The 19386-nt window shown below is 70.0% G+C and carries 7 protein-coding genes; all 7 read left to right on the forward strand.

Annotated elements, in window-relative coordinates; all coding sequences use genetic code 11:
- Nucleotides 1–380: 380 nt before the first annotated feature.
- The 7 genes from QAD21_RS18195 (at nt 381) to QAD21_RS18225 (ending at nt 19348) form a co-directional block, all read left to right on the forward strand.
- Entirely contained in the window at nt 381–14240 is a 13860-nt protein-coding gene (locus tag QAD21_RS18195) for a non-ribosomal peptide synthetase (RefSeq protein WP_280359928.1), read from the forward strand.
- Nucleotides 14237–14494, forward strand: coding sequence for an MbtH family protein (locus QAD21_RS18200; protein ID WP_280359929.1), 258 nt, complete (start codon nt 14237–14239; stop codon nt 14492–14494). The genes QAD21_RS18195 and QAD21_RS18200 overlap by 4 nt, the downstream gene beginning before the upstream one ends.
- Nucleotides 14487–15731 carry an ATP-binding cassette domain-containing protein gene (locus QAD21_RS18205; protein WP_280359930.1) on the forward strand — a complete coding sequence of 415 codons (1245 nt, stop codon included), beginning with the start codon at nt 14487–14489 and terminating at the stop codon, nt 15729–15731. The genes QAD21_RS18200 and QAD21_RS18205 overlap by 8 nt, the downstream gene beginning before the upstream one ends.
- Nucleotides 15721–16503: an ABC transporter permease gene (locus tag QAD21_RS18210; RefSeq protein WP_058252001.1), complete on the forward strand. Its 783-nt coding sequence runs from the start codon at nt 15721–15723 to the stop codon at nt 16501–16503. The genes QAD21_RS18205 and QAD21_RS18210 overlap by 11 nt, the downstream gene beginning before the upstream one ends.
- A 91-nt stretch (nt 16504–16594) precedes the next feature.
- Complete coding sequence (sigK, locus tag QAD21_RS18215) at nt 16595–17203, forward strand: ECF RNA polymerase sigma factor SigK (protein WP_280359931.1); 609 nt, start codon at nt 16595–16597, stop codon at nt 17201–17203.
- 7 nt (nt 17204–17210) lie between these two features.
- Nucleotides 17211–18155, forward strand: a complete 945-nt coding sequence (locus tag QAD21_RS18220) for an anti-sigma factor (RefSeq protein WP_280359932.1) — start codon at nt 17211–17213, stop codon at nt 18153–18155.
- A 152-nt stretch (nt 18156–18307) separates the two neighbouring features.
- A complete protein-coding gene (locus QAD21_RS18225; protein WP_280361789.1) occupies nt 18308–19348 on the forward strand; it encodes an alpha/beta hydrolase family protein in 1041 nt (346 codons plus the stop codon).
- Nucleotides 19349–19386 lie beyond the last annotated feature (38 nt).

Here is a 19386-nt window from a genome sequence, read left to right on the forward strand (position 1 = left end):
GGCGACCGCGTGGGGTTTCGGAGGACGCCGGGCCGGGAAAGTTTTTCGCGCACTGACCCATCTGGGGTGAACCGCCACGCGAAGCACCCATGAGACGAGATCGACCAGACACAAGCCCGTCCGGCGAGCAATCAGTGCGAGCCGGAAGGGAGCGAAACACGGGGGGGCGTGTCAGCGCCGGGGGTAACTCTCGGCTGCCGATCGTGAGCCGAACGATCACCATGCTCCCCGGCTCCGCAGTTCAGTCCGACAACCGCGGGCCTGACGGCGAGTCCTCGACTCCGGGCCACCCGCCCCGAGTTCGTGGACCGGAGTTCGAATCCCCACGCTCGATCCGGGTTCGACGCTGCCGTGCGGGCGCATTCACAGGGGAGGCACGCGTGACCACAGACGACGCGGTCCGGAACACCGTTGCTACCGACATCGACGCCGGCCTGACGATCCCGATGACCGCCGCACAACGCGGCATCTTCTACGCTCAGCAACTCGAGCCGGACGTGCCGATGACCATCGACGCGTACGTCGAGTTCCGCGGCGACACATCGGGTCCGCAGGCCGAGGACGGTGACGACCCCCTCGTCGACGTCGATCCGGACATCATGCAACGTGCGGTCACCCTGACCGAGCGGGAGACCGAAGCCCCACTGCTGCGGTTGATCCCGACCGACGACGGCGAACCGATGATGGTGCTCGACCGGTCGCAGGGAGTGGTACTCGGGCGACAGGACTTCTCCGACGCCGACGACCCGCGCGCGGCAGCGCTGGCCTGGATCGACCGCCGGCGAAGCGCGAGTTCGGACGTGTTCGAAGACCGCATCCTCGAGACCCACCTGCTCAAGATCGGTCCCGGGCACTCGATCTGGTACTGCCACGGTCACCACATCGGCTTCGACGGCTACGCGGCCATGTACATGATGTTGCGGGTCGCCTCGCACTACACCGCGATCGTGAACGGGACCCCGCCCCCGATCGCGGACACCGCGTCGATGGTCGACATCGCGGAGTTCGACCGTGAGTACCGCGCCTCCGCGAAGTTCGTCGAGGATCGCGAACACTGGGCGTCGCATCTGGCCGACATGCCCGAGATGACCACTCTCACCAGCCTTTCGGCCTCGGCGGCGCCGTTGTCGGACGTACGGTCGGCAGTGCTGGACGACACGCTCGTCGCGCGCATCCGCGATCTCGGCCGCACCCAGCGGGTCCGGCCCGCCTCGGTCATCACCGCCGCCGTCGCCGCCTACGTCGCGCGCTACACCGATCGCGACGAGGCGATGCTGAGCCTGCCGGTCGCCGCCCGCGATCGCGATGTCCTCCGTACCTCGGCGGGCCTGACCTCGAACGTCGTCCCGCTGCGCATCGCGCTCGACGACGACACCGCCACCCTGGCCGATCTGTTGAAGTCGGCCAATTCAGAGATCAAGGTCGCCGTCCGGCATCAGAAGTTCCGGCATGAGGACATCACCTCTCAGATCCTCGGTGCGGCCGGTGCGCGACGAGGATTCTTCGGACCGCTCGTCAACGTCATGCTCTTCTTCCAGCACATCGACTTCGGTCCGCTCAAGGGGGAATTGCACGTCCTGTCCACGGGCCCCATCGAGGACCTGTCGGTGAACGTCTACGACAGCCTCGACGGCGGGATGACCCTCGACCTCGAGGCGAACCCCAACATCTACCCGGCCGAGGAGATCACCACCCACCACCGGCGCCTGGTCGACTTCGTCACCGCCTTCGTCGGCGCGCCGGTCGAGACCAAGGTGTCGGACCTGCACGTTCTCACCTATGCCGAACGAGCCGAACTCCCCGAGCGCATGACCGGGGAGCAGGTCGAGCACGGCGACACCACCCTCGTCGACCTGCTCGACGACGCGGCCCGGGCCCACCCCGACGAGACCGCGATCACCGACGCACAGGACGGACACTCGCTCACCCACCGCGAGTTCGCCTGCGCCGCAACACAGATCGCATCCGCGCTCGCGCGTCGCGGGATCGGCCCCGAGAGCGTCGTCGGCGTTCAGCTGCCCCGCAGCACCGACCAGGTCGTGTCGTTGCACGGCGTCGTCCGGGCCGGTGCCGCGTTCCTGCCGATCGATCCGGCCGAACCGGCCGACCGGCTCGGTCACATCCTCGAGGTGGCCGCCCCCGACCTCGTCATCACCGAGTCGGTGCTCGCCGAACTGCGCGCCGACGACGATTCCGACGTAGCCGCACCGACGCCCCCGAGCCCCGACACGGCCGCCTATGTGCTGTTCACCTCCGGTTCCACCGGCAAGCCGAAGGGCGTGGTCATCACCCACCACGCCATCGTCAACCGCCTCGCGTGGATGCAGGCCCGCTACGAGCTCGCACCGGACGACCGGGTGCTGCAGAAGACCCCGTCCACCTTCGACGTGTCGGTCTGGGAGTTCTTCTGGCCGTTCACCACCGGCGCGGCACTCGTCGTCCCGACTGTCGACGGTCATCGCGACCCCTGGTATCTGCGTGACGTGATCGCCGAACACCGCGTCACGACACTGCATTTCGTGCCATCGATGCTCGCCGCCTTCACCGCGGCACTCGACGCCGACGATGCATCGGAGCTGACGAGCCTACGCCGCATCTTCACCAGCGGTGAGGCTCTGACTCCCGCGACGGTCGGTGCCGCCGCGTCGCTGACGTCCGCTCCGATCCACAACCTCTACGGCCCCACCGAGGCCGCGATCGACGTCACCCACCACGACCACTGTCGCGCCGACGTCCCGGTGATCCCGATCGGCTCCCCGGTGTGGAACACCGGTGTCCACGTGCTCGACCACCGCCTGCGGCCGCAACCGCCCGGCGCGATCGGCGAACTCTATCTCGGCGGCGTCCAGCTGGCCCGGGGCTATCGCAGCCGCGCGGACCTGACGGCATCGCGGTTCGTCGCCTCGCCCGCGGCGCCGGGCGAACGGCTCTACCGCACCGGCGATCTCGTCCGTCTGAACGCCGCCGGCGAGCTGGAATACCTCGGTCGCACCGACTCACAGGTCAAGATCCGCGGCCAGCGGGTCGAACTCGGCGAGATCGAGTCGACCCTCAGCCGGCTGGACGGCGTGACCGCCGCGGGCGTGGTCATCCGGGATGATCTGGTCGCCGGTGAGCCCACGATCGTCGGTTACGTCACCGGCACCGGACTCACCGACAAGGACCTGCGAGCCGAACTCCGAACCGCGCTACCGGATCACATGATCCCCACCGCGATCATGGTCCTCGACTCACTGCCCACCACCGCCAACGGCAAGCTCGACCGCCGTGCGCTGCCTCGGCCCGACCTGCGGACCCACCGCGAGTTCGTCCGGGCCCGCACCGCGCTCGAACGCTTCGTCGTGGCGACCGTCGCCGATGTGCTCGACCTGCACGACGACACGTCCGACGAGGTGGCGAACGAGGCCCACGCCACGGCTCCGGCGTCGATTTCTCTGAGCGACAACTTCTTCGAGATCGGCGGGACGTCACTGTCAGCGACACGGATGGCCTCGCGGCTGTCCCGCGCCACCGGCCATCGGATCGGGATCCGTACGGTGTTCGACGCCGACGACCTCGCCGGCCTCGTCGCGGCCCTGTCCGACCTGGGCGTCGACACCGATGAGCCGGCCGTCGGCTCCGCCTCGGTCCCCTCCGACGACACCGCCGGGCGGACCGTCTCCGGAGCCGTGCCGCTGTCCCCGGCCCAGCATCGGCTGTGGCTCGCGACACGGCTGGACCCCGCGTCCTCGGCGACCTACAACATGCCGTTCACCGTCCGCTTCGTCGGCGCACTCGACACCGACGCACTCCGGACGGCCCTGGTCGACGTCGTCCGGCGACACGAGCCGCTGCGCAGCGTCGTCACCGAGATCGACGGTGTGGCATGCATCTCCGCGATCGACCCGGACGCGGTCGACGTCGACCTGCCGGTCCTCGCGACCGGTGACGTCGCCCAGTGCCCGGACCGCGACTTCGCCTCGCTCCCCTTCGATCTGGCCGCCGAGATCCCCGTCCGTGCGCGCCTCGTCCGAACCGCCGACGACGATCATCGACTCACGATGGTCGTCCATCACATCGCGGCCGACGGCTGGTCGCTGGCCCCCCTCGCCGGCGACCTGGCCACGGCCTACCGCGCCCGCCGCGACGGCATCGAGCCCGAATGGTCGCAGCTGCCGGTCTCCTACTCGCAGACCAGCGCCGCACGTCACGCATGGCTCGACGAGAGTCCGCATGCCGCGGCCGAACTCGAGTTCTGGCGGGACACCCTCGACGGGGCGCCGGGCGAGACCGAGCTGCCCCTGGACCGTCCCCGAGGCCGGGATTCGGAGGTGACCGGTCGGTCCGGATCGTCGGTGACCTCGACCATCGACCCCGACACCTACGGCGCGATCCGGACCATCGCGACCGAGGCCGACGCCACGGTCTTCATGGTGCTCCACGCCTCGGTGGCGCTCCTGCTCCGTTCCCTCGCGCAGTCCTCGGACGTCATCATCGGCACACCGGTGTCCGGACGCGGCGACGCCGACCTCGACGACCTCGTGGGCATGTTCGTCAACACGCTGGCGTTGCGCACCGTCGTCGACAAGGACCTGCCGTTCGCCGACCTGGTGGCACATGTCCGGGACACCGATCTGAACGCGTTCGACAACGCCGACATGCCGTTCGACCGACTGGTGACCGAACTGAACCCGGCCCGTTCGGGCAATGTCCACCCGTACTTCCAGGTGTCGATGGCCCTGGAGGACCGTTCCGCCATCCGGCTCGACTTCGCCGGGCTCTCGGCGACCGCATCCCGCGTGGACACCGGTCGCACCACCTTCGATCTGCAGTTCACGTTCACCGAGGTGCGCGGGGCGACCGGCGAGCCCGCCGGCCTCACCCTCGAGATCGGTTACGCCACCGCTCTCTTCGACCGGGACACGGTGGCCGGACTGGGTTCGCGCCTGGTCCGCATGCTGGAGGCGGCGACCGCGGACCCGAGCGCCCCGATCGGCGACCTGCCGGTGCTCGACCTGCACGAGCGTCTCGATCTCGTCCCGGCAGTCGGCGAAGGCCGCCGTCCGGTCGAACACCTCACCCGGCTGCTGTCGGCGGCCGCGGAGTCCTCGCCACACCGCGTCGCGGTCACCGACGGCACCCGGTCGCTGACCTACCGCGAACTCGACGCGGCGTCGAACCAGCTGGCGCGGGCGCTCATCGACGGTGGCGCCGGGCCTGAAAACCATGTGGCCGTGGCACTTCCGCGCAGTGTCGAGTGGATTGTCGCGATGTGGGCGATCGCCCGCACCGGAGCCGCCTGGCTCCCGGTCGATCCCGCGTATCCGTCCGGCCGCATCGAACACATGCTGACCGACTCGGGCGCACGACTGCTCGTCACCGATCGGTCGTCCGATCCCGGCGCCGGGCCCGCTCTGAGCACAGTCGTCCTCGACGACCCCGCGATCCGCGAATGGATCGACGCCGAATCAACGGAGCCCATCGCGGACTCGGAGCGCCGAGGCGTCCTCGACGTCGACCAGCCCGCCTACCTGATCTACACATCGGGGACCACCGGCACGCCCAAGGGCGTCGTCGTCAGCCACCGCGGACTCGCCGACTTCGGCGCGCAACAGGTCACGCAGTACGGGATCACGCCCACCAGTCGGACGATGCACATGGCGTCGCCGAGTTTCGATGCGTCGGTACTCGAGATCCTGATGGCGATCTCCGCCGGGTCGACCATGCACATCGTGCCGCCGGGCATCGTCGGCGGCACCGAGCTCGCCGAGCTGATGCGCGATGCGCGGATCACGCATGCCTTCCTCACCCCGTCGGTACTGACCACCATGACGCCGGACGACGTCCCCGATCTCGAGGTTCTCGTCATCGGCGGCGAGCACCCGAACTCCGAGGTGGTCCGCACCTGGTCGACCGGCCCGAAGCTGTTCAACGCCTACGGTCCCACCGAGACCACCGTGGTGGCCGCGGTGTCGGCGCCGATCAGCCCCGACTACACGACGCTGACCATCGGCCGGCCCATCCGCGGCATCTCCGCGCTGGTCCTGGACGAGCGCCTGCGCCCGGTCGCCCCCGGCGCGATCGGCGAGTTGTACATCGCCGGTGAGCATCTCGCCCGCGGGTACCACGGCGTCCGACCGCTGACATCCAAACGCTTCATCGCCAACCCCTACGGCGATCCCGGCGAGCGCATGTACCGAACCGGCGACCTCGTCCGATGGACCTCCGATCACGAACTCGAGTTCCGCGGGCGGGCCGACCATCAGACCAAGATCCGCGGGCATCGCATCGAACTCGGTGAGATCGACGCCGCCCTGGTCGCCGACGAGTCGGTGCGGGCGGCGGTCACCACCACGCATGGCGAGGGCGACCGCGCCCATCTCGTGTCCTACGTGACCGTGACCGCGGGCGCCCACGGACAGGCCGCCGCGGTGCGAGACCGGTTGGCGCAGCGCCTGCCCCGGCACATGATCCCGTCGACGATCATCGAGCTCGACGAGATCCCCACGACCCCGATCGGCAAGGTCGACCTCCGGGCACTGCCCGCGCCGGAGCCGGGATCGGTGGACGGCGACGTGGCGTTCGTCGCGCCGCGCAACCGCCTGGAGCAGGCGGTCGCCGATCTGATCGCCGAGCGTCTCGAGCTGGAGCCCGGTACCATCGGCCGCGATCACGACTTCTTCGACCTCGGCGGCAACTCGTTGCTGGCGACCCAGATCGTCGGCGCACTCGAGAATCTCACCGGGCGACGAATCCCCGTCCGCGAGGTCTTCGACCACTCGACCGTCGCCGGCATCGCCCGTCTCGGCGGCGCCGACGCGGGTGACACCGCCCTCGTCGAGGCGCGGACGCTCGCCGACCTCCGGCACGATCCGGACAGCCCGGCGCGACCGGGACCCGCGCAGCAGCAGCTCTGGTTCCTCAACCAGCTCGCGGGCGGTGCCGACGCCGATCCGGGTCGTGCCGACTCCGACAACGGTTCGTCGACAGCCGATTACGCCATCGCCTTCGCGCTGGATCTGCGTGGCGATCTCGACGTGGACGCCCTGTCCGGCGCGCTCCGATACGCCGTCGACCGCCACGAGATGCTGCGCACCGTCTATCCCGAGCACGACGGGCGCCCCGACCTGGACGTACGTCCCACCGACGAGGTGCAGACCGAACTCACCGTCGTCGAGACGACTTCGGCGGAGTGGCCGGCCCAGGCGCAGGCGCTGGCGCGTCGCCCGTTCGACCTGACCGTCGACGTACCGCTGCGCGTCGCGCTGCACCGGATCGACAGTGACACCGCGCATCACAAGCTGACCCTCGTCATCCACCACATCGCGGCCGACGGTTGGTCCATGGTGCCGCTGCACCGCGACATCACCACCGCCTACGCCGAACTGCGGACGGCGGCCGAGAACGGTACCGAAGCCGCGGTCACCGCCACTCCGCCGGCCCTGGACTATCGCGACTACCTGCGGTGGCAGGCCGATCACCTCGAGACCCGGACCGATCTGGCCGACCGGTGGCGACAGGACCTGGACGGGATCGATGTCGGTCCGATCCTCGTGCCCGACGCGCCGAGCGGGTCCGCCCGCACCGCGGGCGTGGTCGAGGTCGACTTCGACGCCGAACTGCGCAGCCGCCTGTCCGCACTGGGCGGCGGCCGGGCGACCGAATTCATGTGCGTGCATGCGGTGTTCGCCGCGCTGCTGCATCGGCTGAACGCCGACCCGGAGGTTCATGTCGCCGGTTCGGCGGCGGACATCGTGATCGGCACCCCCGTCGCCGGACGCGCCGATCCCCGGCTCGCCGACATCGTCGGTATGTTCGTGAACTCGGTCGTCCTCCGGACCCCGGTCGACGGGAGCCAGGGGTTCGCGGCCCTGCTCGACTCCGTCCGCAGCCGCGATCTGGACGCGCTGGCGGGCGCCGACATGCCGTTCGAGCAGATCGTCTCGATGCTCAATCCGCCTCGCACGGACCGGCATCCGATATTCCAGATCGCGCTGGCATTCGACGCCGGGGTCTCTGACACCCTCGAACCTGACCACACCAGGGTGGATCTGCCCGGCCTGCGGGTCGTCGCCGAGGAGATCGAGACCGGGGCCGCCCGGTTCGACCTCGAACTGCGAATCCGCGACGGGCGCGCGCGGTTCACCTATGCGACCGATGTCCACACGCATGACCGCGTCAGCGAACTGGCCCGGATGTTCGTCGATCTCGCACGCGCGGTCGCCGCGGATCCGTCGACACCTCTCGACGACCTCACCGGGGCGGCCGATCTCGCGGCCGCCGCCGAACCCAAGGTCCGCGACCACGGCTCGATCGAGCCGAGGCATCTTGCCGACATCCTCGCCGACACCGTCATCGACCACTCCGATCGCGTGGCGGTCGAGGACGGAGACCGCACGCTCACCTACGCCGAGATCGATCGGCTCTCCGCGCGCTGGGCGCTCACCCTGCGCGAACTCGGGGTCGGAACCGAGGACGTGGTCGCGATCGCCGTCGATCGCAGCCTGGAATCGGTGGTCGCCACATGGGCCGTGACGAAGGCGGGCGCGGCCGCACTCCCGGTCGACATGCGTTACCCGGCCGAGCGGATCGCCCACATGATCGCCGATTCGGGCGCCATCCTCGGCATCAGCAGCGCCGACCACCGTCGCGATGTGCCGCACGACATCTGGTGGCTGACCCCGGAGGATCTGCGCACCGGAGAGCGCGCGGGCTTCCGGCCCCCGGCCCGACACCCGGATTCGATCGCCTACATCGTCTACACCTCCGGCTCCACCGGAAAACCGAAGGGCGTCAGCGTGTCCCATCGCGGCCTGGCCGCGTTCGCCCAGACGCAGCGGGAGCGGTACGAGGTCGGCCCCGGCGATCGCACCCTGCTGTTCGCCTCCCCCTCGTTCGACGCATCGATGCTGGAGTTCCTCCTCGCGGTCGAGTCCGGCGCGACGATGGTGGTGGCACCGACGACGATCTACGGCGGCGACGAACTCGTCGAGTTCCTCGACGAGCGCGAGGTCACCCACGCGTTCATCACGCCGTCGGCCCTCGCCGCCGCGGCACCCCATCCGCTCCCCCACCTGAAGACCCTCGGCGTGGGCGGCGAGGCCAGCACTCCGGAACTCGTGGCGCGCTGGGGAACCGGCCGTCGCTACATCAACTCCTACGGACCGACCGAGACGACCATCGTCGCGACGATGTCGGCGCCGCTGCGCCCGGGTGAGCCGATCACCATCGGCACGCCGGTCCACGAATGCACCGCTCTCGTCCTCGACCATCGGTTGCGCCCGCTGCCCGACCACGTTCCCGGCGAGCTCTACCTCAGCGGGCCGGGAGTGGCACGGGGCTACCTGGGGCGCCGCAGTCTGACCGCCGGCCGGTTCGTGGCCTCCCCCGACGGAAACGGCGCCGTCATGTACCGCACCGGTGACATCGTGCACCGCGACGCCGACGGCGCGCTGACCTACCACGGTCGCAGTGACAACCAGGTGAAGGTCCGCGGTTTCCGCATCGAACTCGACGAGGTGAGTGCGGCACTGGCGGCCGTGGACGGAATCGACTTCGCCACCACCGTCGTCCGCGGCGAGAGCGCATCGGCCACCCTGGTCGGTTACGTGACGCGGTCGGGCGGGGCGGCCGGCACTGCAGACGCCCCGGAAACATTGGACAGCGCAAAGGTGTTGGAGTCGGTCCGCAGCCGCCTGCCGCGCCACATGGTCCCGTCCGCGATCGTCGTGCTGGACGAGATCCCGTTGACCGGCAACGGCAAGCTCGACCGGCGGGCACTGCCGGAGCCGTCGTCGAGCAGCATGTCGTCCGTCGGTCGCGCACCGCGCGGTGATGCCGAGACCGCGCTGGTCGGCATCGTCGCCGACGTGCTCGGCCTCGCTCGCGAGGAGATCGGTGCCACCGACGACTTCTTCCTGCTGGGTGGCACCTCGCTGCAGGCGACCACCCTGGTCAGTCGGATCAACCGGGTGTCGGCCGACGGCCGCCTCCGCGTCCGGGACGTCTTCGACCACCCGACCGCCGAAGCCCTCGCGGACCTGATCAGCCTGCCGGCCGACTGGGCACCGACCGCGGAGTCCGACGAGTCGTCGGGTCGCCCGGTCCGACGGGAGACATTCCCGCTCGCGCCGGTCCAGCGCCGCCTGTGGTCGCTGGCGGCGGCCGACCCCGCGTCGACCGAGTACCTGATGCCCTTCGTCCTGCGACTGACCGGGGACATCGATCTCGAGGCCCTCCGCGGCGCACTCACCGATGTCGTCGCCCGGCACACCAGCCTGCGGACGGTCTTCGAGGCGGTCGACGGGACACCGACGGGCCGGGTGCTCGACGATCCCGCGGCCGTCGTCGGCTCGCTGACCCCCGTCGTCCCCGCGGACTCCGACGCGCTGATGAGCGAGATCGCGCGCCTCGCATCGACGCCCATCGACCCGACCACCGAGGCGCCGCTGCGTGCCACGGTCGTCGCGGACCCCGGTGCGCGTGGCGAGACCGCGACGCACATCCTCCTGCTCGTCGTCCATCACATCGCCGCCGACGGCGCGTCGTTGCCGACCCTCGTCGGCGACCTGGCGCAGGCCTACCGAGAACGACGCGCCGGCCGCGCCGACACCTGGGATGCGGCCGCTCTCGACTACCGCGACCACGCCGTCGAGAGTGCGACAGCGCCCGCGGCGACCGACGAGCTGGGATTCTGGACCGAACACCTCGCGGGTGCGCCCGCCGAGAGCACGGTCGAACCGGTCGGCGGCGGCAGACGCGGTTCCGGTGCCCGGTCGGTGAGTCTGCCGCTCCCGGCACACACCCGGGCGGGACTGACCGCCTTCGCCCGCGAACAGTCGACGACGCCGTTCTCCGTCCTGCACACCGCACTGGCGATCCTGCTGCACCGTCTGGGCGTCGGCGATGACCTGGTCATCGGCAGTCCGGTCGACAACCGCACCGGTATGACCGGCGTCGACCGCGACTACAGCGGTGTGGTCGGCATGTTCGTCAACATGGTGCCGCTGCGCAGCCACCTGCGCAGCGCGGAGACCGTCGCCGCACTGGTCCGCCGGACCCGCGACACCGACATCGACGCCCTCGATCACCGCGGGGTGCCCTTCGACGACATCGTGACCGCGCTCAATCCCGAACGCGCGCACGGTCGACACCCGCTCTTCCAGGTGGCGTTGTCGGTGCACGACTTCGCCGGTGGCGCGCCGACCCCGGTGGGCGGTGCGGATTCCCTCGCCGGGACCGCCGTTCCGATGGACGACGACCTGATGGCCGAGGTGGCCGAATTCGAGTCCCTCGCCGCCAAGTTCGACCTGCAATTCACCGTCACCGGCCTGGGCGCGACCGACTCCGACACCGACGCCGCCGTCCAGATCACCTACGACGCGGCGCGATACGGACACGACGACGCCCAGATGCTGGGAACGCGACTCATGCGCGTGTTGCGCGGCATGCTCGGCGACCCCGGACGCGCGATCGGCGACATCCGCATCACCGACCCCCTCGAGGTTGCCGAGCGCACCCCCGCTCTCGGACCGCGCGGCAACGCACCGACGACGCTGGACGTGCTGATCGCCGATGCGGTGCGGCGGCACCCCGACGGGCTCGCCGCGATCGGGCAGCCCACCGCGGACGGCGAGGGCCCTGAGACGCTCACCTACGCCGAACTCGACGCACGCTCGAACCGGCTGGCCCGGGTCCTCCTGGGCCGCGGGGTGGGGGCCTACTCGCGCTCGGACGACGAGCCGGGGACCGAGGGTCCCGACGTCCGGTCGTCCCGCGAACCGGTGGTCGCGATGGCGATCAGCCGTTCCATCGACTCCCTGGTGGCGATCTGGGCGATCGTGAAGGCCGGCGCCGCATACGTTCCCATCGACCCCGAGTATCCCGCCGACCGCATCGCGCACATGCTCGACGACAGCGGCGCGCAGCTGGTCGTGACGACCTCGTCGTCGTGGGAACGCATCGCGGAGAGCTCGGCCTGGAGCGAGGTACCGACCCTCGTTCTGGACGCCGCGTCGACCCGGACCCGCATGAAGCACTCCTCGCCGGCGCCGATCACCGACGCCGAACGGGCGTCGACGATCCGCCCGGATCAGTTGGCCTACATCATCTACACGTCGGGATCGACCGGCAAGCCCAAGGGCGTCCTGGTCCCGCACAGCGGGTTGCGCGCAGTGCACGACGAACTCGCGGAACGGATGAACCCCGGACCCACGTCCCGCGTGTTGCACTTCGCCTCACCGAGTTTCGACGCCTCCGTGCTGGAGATGCTGCTCGCGCTGGCCGGTTCGTCGGCACTGACCATCGTCGAACCCCACGTCTACGGCGGCACCGCGCTCAGCGATGTGATCAGGGCGCGCCAGGCGACGCATGCGTTCATCACCCCCGCCGCGGTGGCCAGCATGGATCCCGCCGCCGTGCCGTCACTGCGCGCACTCGCGGTCGGGGGCGAGGCCTACGGAACCGACCTCGTACGGCGCTGGTCGCCCGGTCGCACGATGATCAACGTCTACGGACCCACCGAGACGACGATCATCACGACCGGCAGCCGGTCACTGACCCCGAACACGCCGCTGACGATCGGCACGCCGAACAACGGCGTCGGCGCGCTCGTCCTCGACGATCGGCTGCACCCGGTGCCGCCCGGCGTCACCGGCGACCTGTACCTGACCGGCGTGCAGCTCACGCGCGGTTATCACCGTCGACCCGGCCTCACCGCGGTCCGGTTCGTCCCGGCTCCGATGGTCACCGGGCCCCGGTTCGCCGGCCAACGGATGTACCGCACCGGCGACCTGGTCCGCTGGACCGGCGACGGGCAGCTCCTCTACGTCGGCCGCAGCGATTCCCAGGTGCAGGTCCGCGGATTCCGCATCGAACTGGGTGAGATCGACGACGCGCTCGCCGCCGAACCCGACGTCGACTTCGCCGTGACACTCGTGGACGGCACCGGGGCCCAGGCGATCCTGCGCAGCTACGTGACCGCGACGCGCGGGCACGAACCCGATCCCGCCGACCTGCGGCGCCGGGTGGGACGACGGTTGCCGCGGCACATGGTGCCGGTGTCGGTCTCCGTGCTCGAGAACATTCCGCTGACCCCCACCGGCAAACTCGACCGCGCGGCGCTGCCGACCCCGGCCGTCTCCGCCTCGGGCCGGGCGCCGGCCCCCGGGACCGAGACGACCATCGCCCGCGTCTTCGCGGAGGTGCTCGAGGTCGACCTCGACGCCATCGGTGCCGACGACGGATTCTTCGACCTGGGTGGCAACTCGCTGATGGCCACCGCCGTGACCGGCAAGCTGAGCGAGCTCACCGGGCAGCACCTGGCGGCGCAGTCGCTGTTCGGGGCCCCGAGTCCCGCCGAACTCGCCGAGCTGCTCGACGGCGGGGCGCACTCCGACGGGGACACCGGACCGTCGGCCTCCGGTCTCGACACCCTCCTGCCGTTGCGCCGCACCAGCGGCGACGCCGGAAGCGATGCTCCCGCACCGCTCTTCGTGGTCCACCCGGCGATCGGACTGTCCTGGAGCTTCACCTCCCTGCTGCCCCACCTGCCTGCCGACCGCGCGGTCTACGGCCTACAGCACCCGGCGTTCGCCGGTGATCCGTGCCCGCAGACGATCGCCGACCTCGCCCAGGTGTACGTGGCGAAGCTGCGCACGGTGTCACCGGAGGGGCCGTACCACCTGCTCGGGTGGTCGCTGGGCGGGTTGATCGCCCACGAGATGGCCGCGCAACTCCAGGAGGCCGGCGAGACCGTCGAGCAACTCGTCGTGCTCGACAGTTACGTCGTCGCCGAACGGCCCGACCTCGACACCGAGGCGTCGATCGCAGAACTCATGCGCGAGTTCGGACTCGACGTCCCCGACGGTGGCGAGGAGGGCACCGAGCCCTCGGTCGCGGACGCGTTCCGCGTCATCTCCGCGGCGGGCGGCGCGCTCGGCGGCTTGTCCGAGGAGACGCTCACGACCGTGCACGAGGTGTTCCGCCACGCGTCCCCACTCGCCCGGAACTGGCGACCCCGGGTCTTCGACGGCGACCTCACCTTCGTCACCGCGACCGTGGACGCGCACGACGGCCCGCCGGCGATCGCCGACTGGCACGCCAAGGTCACCGGTCGCGTCGTCGAGGTCCAGGCGACCAGCACCCACGCACGCATGTTGCTGCCGGAGAACGTCTCCGAGTGGCTGACCGCGATCGAATCAGGCCCGATCGAATCAGACCCGGGCACACCGGGAATCGCAGCACAGGAGGAGGAATCATGACGAACCCGTTCGACGACACCGAGGGGACCTTCCGCGTCCTCGTCAATTACGAGAACCAGCATTCCTTGTGGCCGGACTTCGCCCCCGTCCCCGATGGTTGGACCGTCGTGTTCGGTCCGTCGGGTCACGACGAGTGCCTCGAGTACGTCGAGGAGAACTGGCGAGACATGCGGCCCGCCAGCCTGATCCGCGCGATGGAACGTTCGCAGAACAGTGAGAGGGAGGTCACACATGGGGCGGCACAGTATGGCTGACACGACGTCGGCCGAAACCACTCCGGGGACCACGGCGTCGCCGTCCGGTCCGGTCACGTCTCCCGGCGAGACATCCACCGATGGCGTCTCCCCCGCCCGCAACGCCCTCGAGCTGCGCGGCCTGCGAAAGACGTTTCGCACCGGGCTGTTCGGCCGGGGGCGCCGCGTCCATGCCCTCAACGGCCTGGACCTGACCGTGCCCGCCGGCACCGTCCACGCGTTGCTCGGCCCCAACGGAGCCGGCAAGACCACCACCGTCCGCGCGGTGGCGACGCTGATGAAGCCCGACGAGGGCAGCGTCGTGGTCGACGGCGTCGACGCCCTCGCCGATCCCGGCGCAGCCCGCAAGATCATCGGCGTGTCCGGGCAGTACGCCGCCGTCGACGGGAACCTGACCGGTTTCGAGAACCTGCGGATGGTCGGTCAGCTGTACGGACTCTCCCGGGGCGAGGCCTCGGCACGGGCGCGCGAACTGATCGCCGACCTCGCCCTGCAGGACGCCGCCGACCGCCCGATGCGTACCTACTCCGGCGGCATGCGCCGGCGACTCGATCTCGCCGGCGCCCTGATCAACCGACCGTCCCTGGTCATCCTCGACGAACCGACGACGGGTCTGGATCCCCGTGGGCGACGCCAGATGTGGGAGGTCATCACCGAACAGGTCGCGAACGGCGCGACGGTCCTCCTCACGACGCAGTACCTGGAAGAGGCCGACGCCCTGGCCGACGAGATCACCGTCATCGACCACGGGACGATCCGGGCCCAGGGCAGTGCCGCCGACCTCAAGGCCTCCACCGGTGCGTCGATCCTCACCATCGAGGTGCGGACGGACGGGACCGCTCACGACGAGCTGGTCGCCACGACCCTCGCCGAGGTCGGACTCGGCATGCCCGAACGACTCGACGAGTCGGATCGCCCCGACCCGGCACACACCGACAACTCACGGTGGTCCCTGCCGGTCAGCGACGGGAGCCGCAGCGCGGTCGCCGCCGTCCGGGCGCTCGACGCCGCCGGAATCGTCGTCGTCGACGCCACCGTCGCCACGCCGACCCTCGACGATGTGTTCCTGGCCCTCACGGAGCGGGACACGCCGGACAGCGATGGCGGCAGTGACCTCGGCGGCGAAACATCGGCCACGGCCGATGCCGAGACCACCGTCATCCCGAGGGTGGCCGACGCCGATCCCGATCTCTCCCACGCCCCGACGACCCGAACGGATCGACTCCATGCTCACTGACACCGCAGTGCTGGTCGAGCGAAACCTGCTCACCGTCAAGCGTATTCCCACCCTGCTGATCAGTGCCACCATCCAGCCGCTGATGTTCGTCTTCCTGTTCGCCTACGTCTTCGGCGCGACCTTCGGCGGGGGTTCCTACCGGGAATTCCTGATGGCCGGCATCTTCACGCAGACCGTCGTCTTCAACGCGGCCTTCACCACGGTCGGTCTGGCCAACGACACCTCCGACGGCATCGTCGACCGGCTGCGGTCGCTACCGATGTCCCGGTTGGGCGTCATCAGCGGCCGTGTCACCTCGGACATGCTCCTGGGCGTCGTCGGCCTCGCGGTGATGGTCGCGTGCGGGCTGGCGATCGGCTGGCGGGTCCAGGGCAGTGCCGGCGACGCCGCCCTCGCCTTCGGCATCATCGGACTGTTCGCGCTCGCCATGGCGTGGGTGGGTGCGGTGACCGGTCTCGCCGCGCCGAATGTCGAAGCCGCGCAGAGCATCGGGTTCCTGTGGATGTTCCCGGTCACGTTCCTGTCGAGCGCGTTCATCTCCGCCCAGAGCCTGCCGGGTCCGCTGCGCGCGATCGCCGAGTGGAATCCGGTGACGGCAGTGGCCACCGCGTCCCGGCAGCTCTTCGGCAACGAGGCGCCGCCGACCTTCCCCGAGGCCACCGGATGGGTCGCCGACCACGCGGTCGGATACTCGGTGGGATCGGCACTGGTCATACTGGCGGTGTGCATACCCGCCTCGCTCATCCTGTACCGCCGCGCCGCCAACCGGTGATCTGCAGGTCAGTGATCCATGTATTCGCGATCGGTAGCCCCGGGATCGACGATCACCCGAGAAATTCCTACGTCTTCGTTACCGTGGAACCGTGACACCGGACGATGGCAGCGCGGCCACCGACGCGCACCACGGACGCGGGGGCGAAGCACAGGTGCTGCGGGAGTTGCTGGCCGCAGCCGCGGCGGGCGACCGGACCGCGTTCTCCACGCTGTACGACCGCACGAGTTCACGGATCTACGGACTCGCGTTCCGCGTCGTGCGGGACCGTCAGTACGCGGAGGAGATCGTCCAGGAGGCGTACCTGCAGTACTGGCAGAAGGCCGGCGAGTACCAGCCCGGGCGCGGTTCGGTCATCACATGGATGATGACCATCGCCCATCGGCGGGCCGTCGACCGCGTCCGATCCGAGGAGCTGCAGCAACAGCGCATGTCGCAGTACGGCGCGGTCTCGGTGGAGACACCGCGGAACATACCGCTCGAGGTCGTTGTGCAGACCGACGAGGCGCGTACGCTACGAACATGCCTCGGCACGCTCACGGAACTGCAACGGAGCTGCATCGAGATGTCGTATTTCGGGGGCCTGACCTATCCCGAGGTCGCCCGGCACACCGATACCCCCTTGCCCACCATCAAATCTCGGATTCGAGATGGCCTGCGTCGGTTGAGAACCTGCCTGAGGACGCACGAGGACGCCTGATCCCACAATGACCACATCCGATACGACCGGGGACCGCGGGGCCACCTGGCTCGACGACCACGTCGAATTGTTCGCCGTCGGCGCGCTGACCCCCGACGAGACCAGACGCGTCGAGTCAGAACTCGCCGCACTTCCACCCCACGAGCGGGCGGAACACGACGCCCAGATCGCCGACATCCAGGCGGCCATGGCGGGTTTCGCGACGACCTATGCGCTCGACGCACCGCCCGAACTCCGGGACCGGGTGCTGCAGCACGTCTTCGAGGGTGCGGCGCTGACCCCGGAGGCCTACGTACCCTCGGGCATCGATCCGGGCCCGCAGAACCCGGCCGCCGCGGTCGATCCCGTCCCGCCGGTCGCACCCGCGGGAACGGGCCGATCCGGCGAGAGCGACCTCGCGCCGCCACCGCCGCCGGTCGAATTGCGGCCCCGCGACTCGCGCCACGGACAGCATCGATCGGGTGGGACCGCGCGGCGCCCGGCACGCGCAACGGCGATCCTGGCGGCCGCGGCGGTGACCGTGGCCGTGGCGCTCGGGGCAGGCGTGCTCATCGGTCGCACCACCGCCCCCGAGTCGTCCACCTCGTCGACGGCGCTCAGCGACTCCCAGCGTGAGGTGCTCGGGGTACTCACCGCCGCAGACGCGTCCGTGAGCGTCGAGCCATTGGCCGACGACCGGGGCACCATCGCGGTGGTGACGTCCGAATCGGCCGACCAGGCGGTCGCGCTCCTGCGGGACCTGCGCACGCCCATCCCGGCCGACAGCACCTATCAGTTGTGGCTGGTGGGTGGCGCACCGCAGCCGGTGCCGGCCGGGCTGATCCCCGGGGACGACACCGCCCCGATCGTGGTGGACGACGTGCGCGGGTCGAGCGTGCTCGCGGTCACCATCGAACCGGCCGGCGGTTCGCCGCAGCCGACGACGCCGATCCTCGCCCAGGTCGCCCTCTAGTCCGGCGAGAATTCGATCCTTCGGGTGACAGCCCTGGCGATCTCCGCTCGTATCGTTCTTCGATGTGCGGGCGATCCATAGACTGTGGGGCCGGGCGTCGGCGCGTCCGAGCCGACGGGATCTCGAGAACGAGTAGGTGCGATGTGAACGGAATCGGTCGTCGGGCACAGCGGCAGCGACATCCCGGCGGGTGGAGAGTCCTCGCCGGATTGCTGACGGTGGGTGCGGTCATCGCGGGCCTCGCGACCGCTCCCGGGGCGCCGGCGACCGCCGCGCCGTCGGCCCCCGACGGTTCCCGCATCGTCGACTCCTACACCGATGACCCGCAGCAGGTCACGCTGCTCGTCCACTCCGCATCGATGAACCGCACAGTCCCGGTCACGGTGCTCACGCCACCGGATCGGACCCGGCCGGCGCCCACCCTGTACCTGCTCAACGGCGCCGGTGGCGGGGAGGACTCCGCGACCTGGGACGCACGGACCACCTACAAGCGGTACTTCGCCGACCGGCACGCTTATGTCGTCACCCCGATCGGTGGCGCCTACTCGTACTACACCGACTGGCAGCGCGACGATCCCGCTCTCGGGCGCAACAAATGGCAGACCTTCCTCACGAAAGAACTGCCGCCCCTGATCGACGACGAATTCGACACCACCGGCGTCAACGCGATCGCCGGGATCTCGATGGCGGGGACATCGGTGCTCAACCTCGCCATCGCCGCCCCCGGGTTGTACCGATCCGTCGCCGCGTTCAGCGGGTGCGCTCGGACCAGCGACCCGGCCGGCCAGCAGTACATCCGGCTGGTGGTCGAGGACCGGGGCCAAGCGGACATGACCAACATGTGGGGCCCGCTCGACGGCCCCGGCTGGCGAGCCAACGATCCCTACCTGAACGCGGCGAAGCTGCGCGGCAGCAAGGTCTACATGACCACCGGTACGGGAGCACCGGGAGTCCACGAGCAGCTGACCGACCCGAGTATCGCGGGCGACGGTTTCACGCTGGCGAACCAGGCGATCCTGGGCGGCGGGATCGAGGTCGCCATCGACATCTGCACCCGGCAGATGGTCGAGCGTATGCGTGCGCTCGACGTCCCGGTCCAGGTGAACTTCCGCCCGACCGGCACCCACTCATGGGGTTACTGGCAGGACGACCTGTACCAGACCTGGCCGCGGATCGAACGCGACCTGCGCTGAGCTCGTCCGCCCACCGGACCGCCCCCTCCGCCCTGACC

Origin of the sequence: Gordonia sp. SMJS1, assembly GCF_029866425.1 — a bacterium.
GTDB classification, from domain to species: Bacteria; Actinomycetota; Actinomycetes; order Mycobacteriales; family Mycobacteriaceae; genus Gordonia; species Gordonia hongkongensis.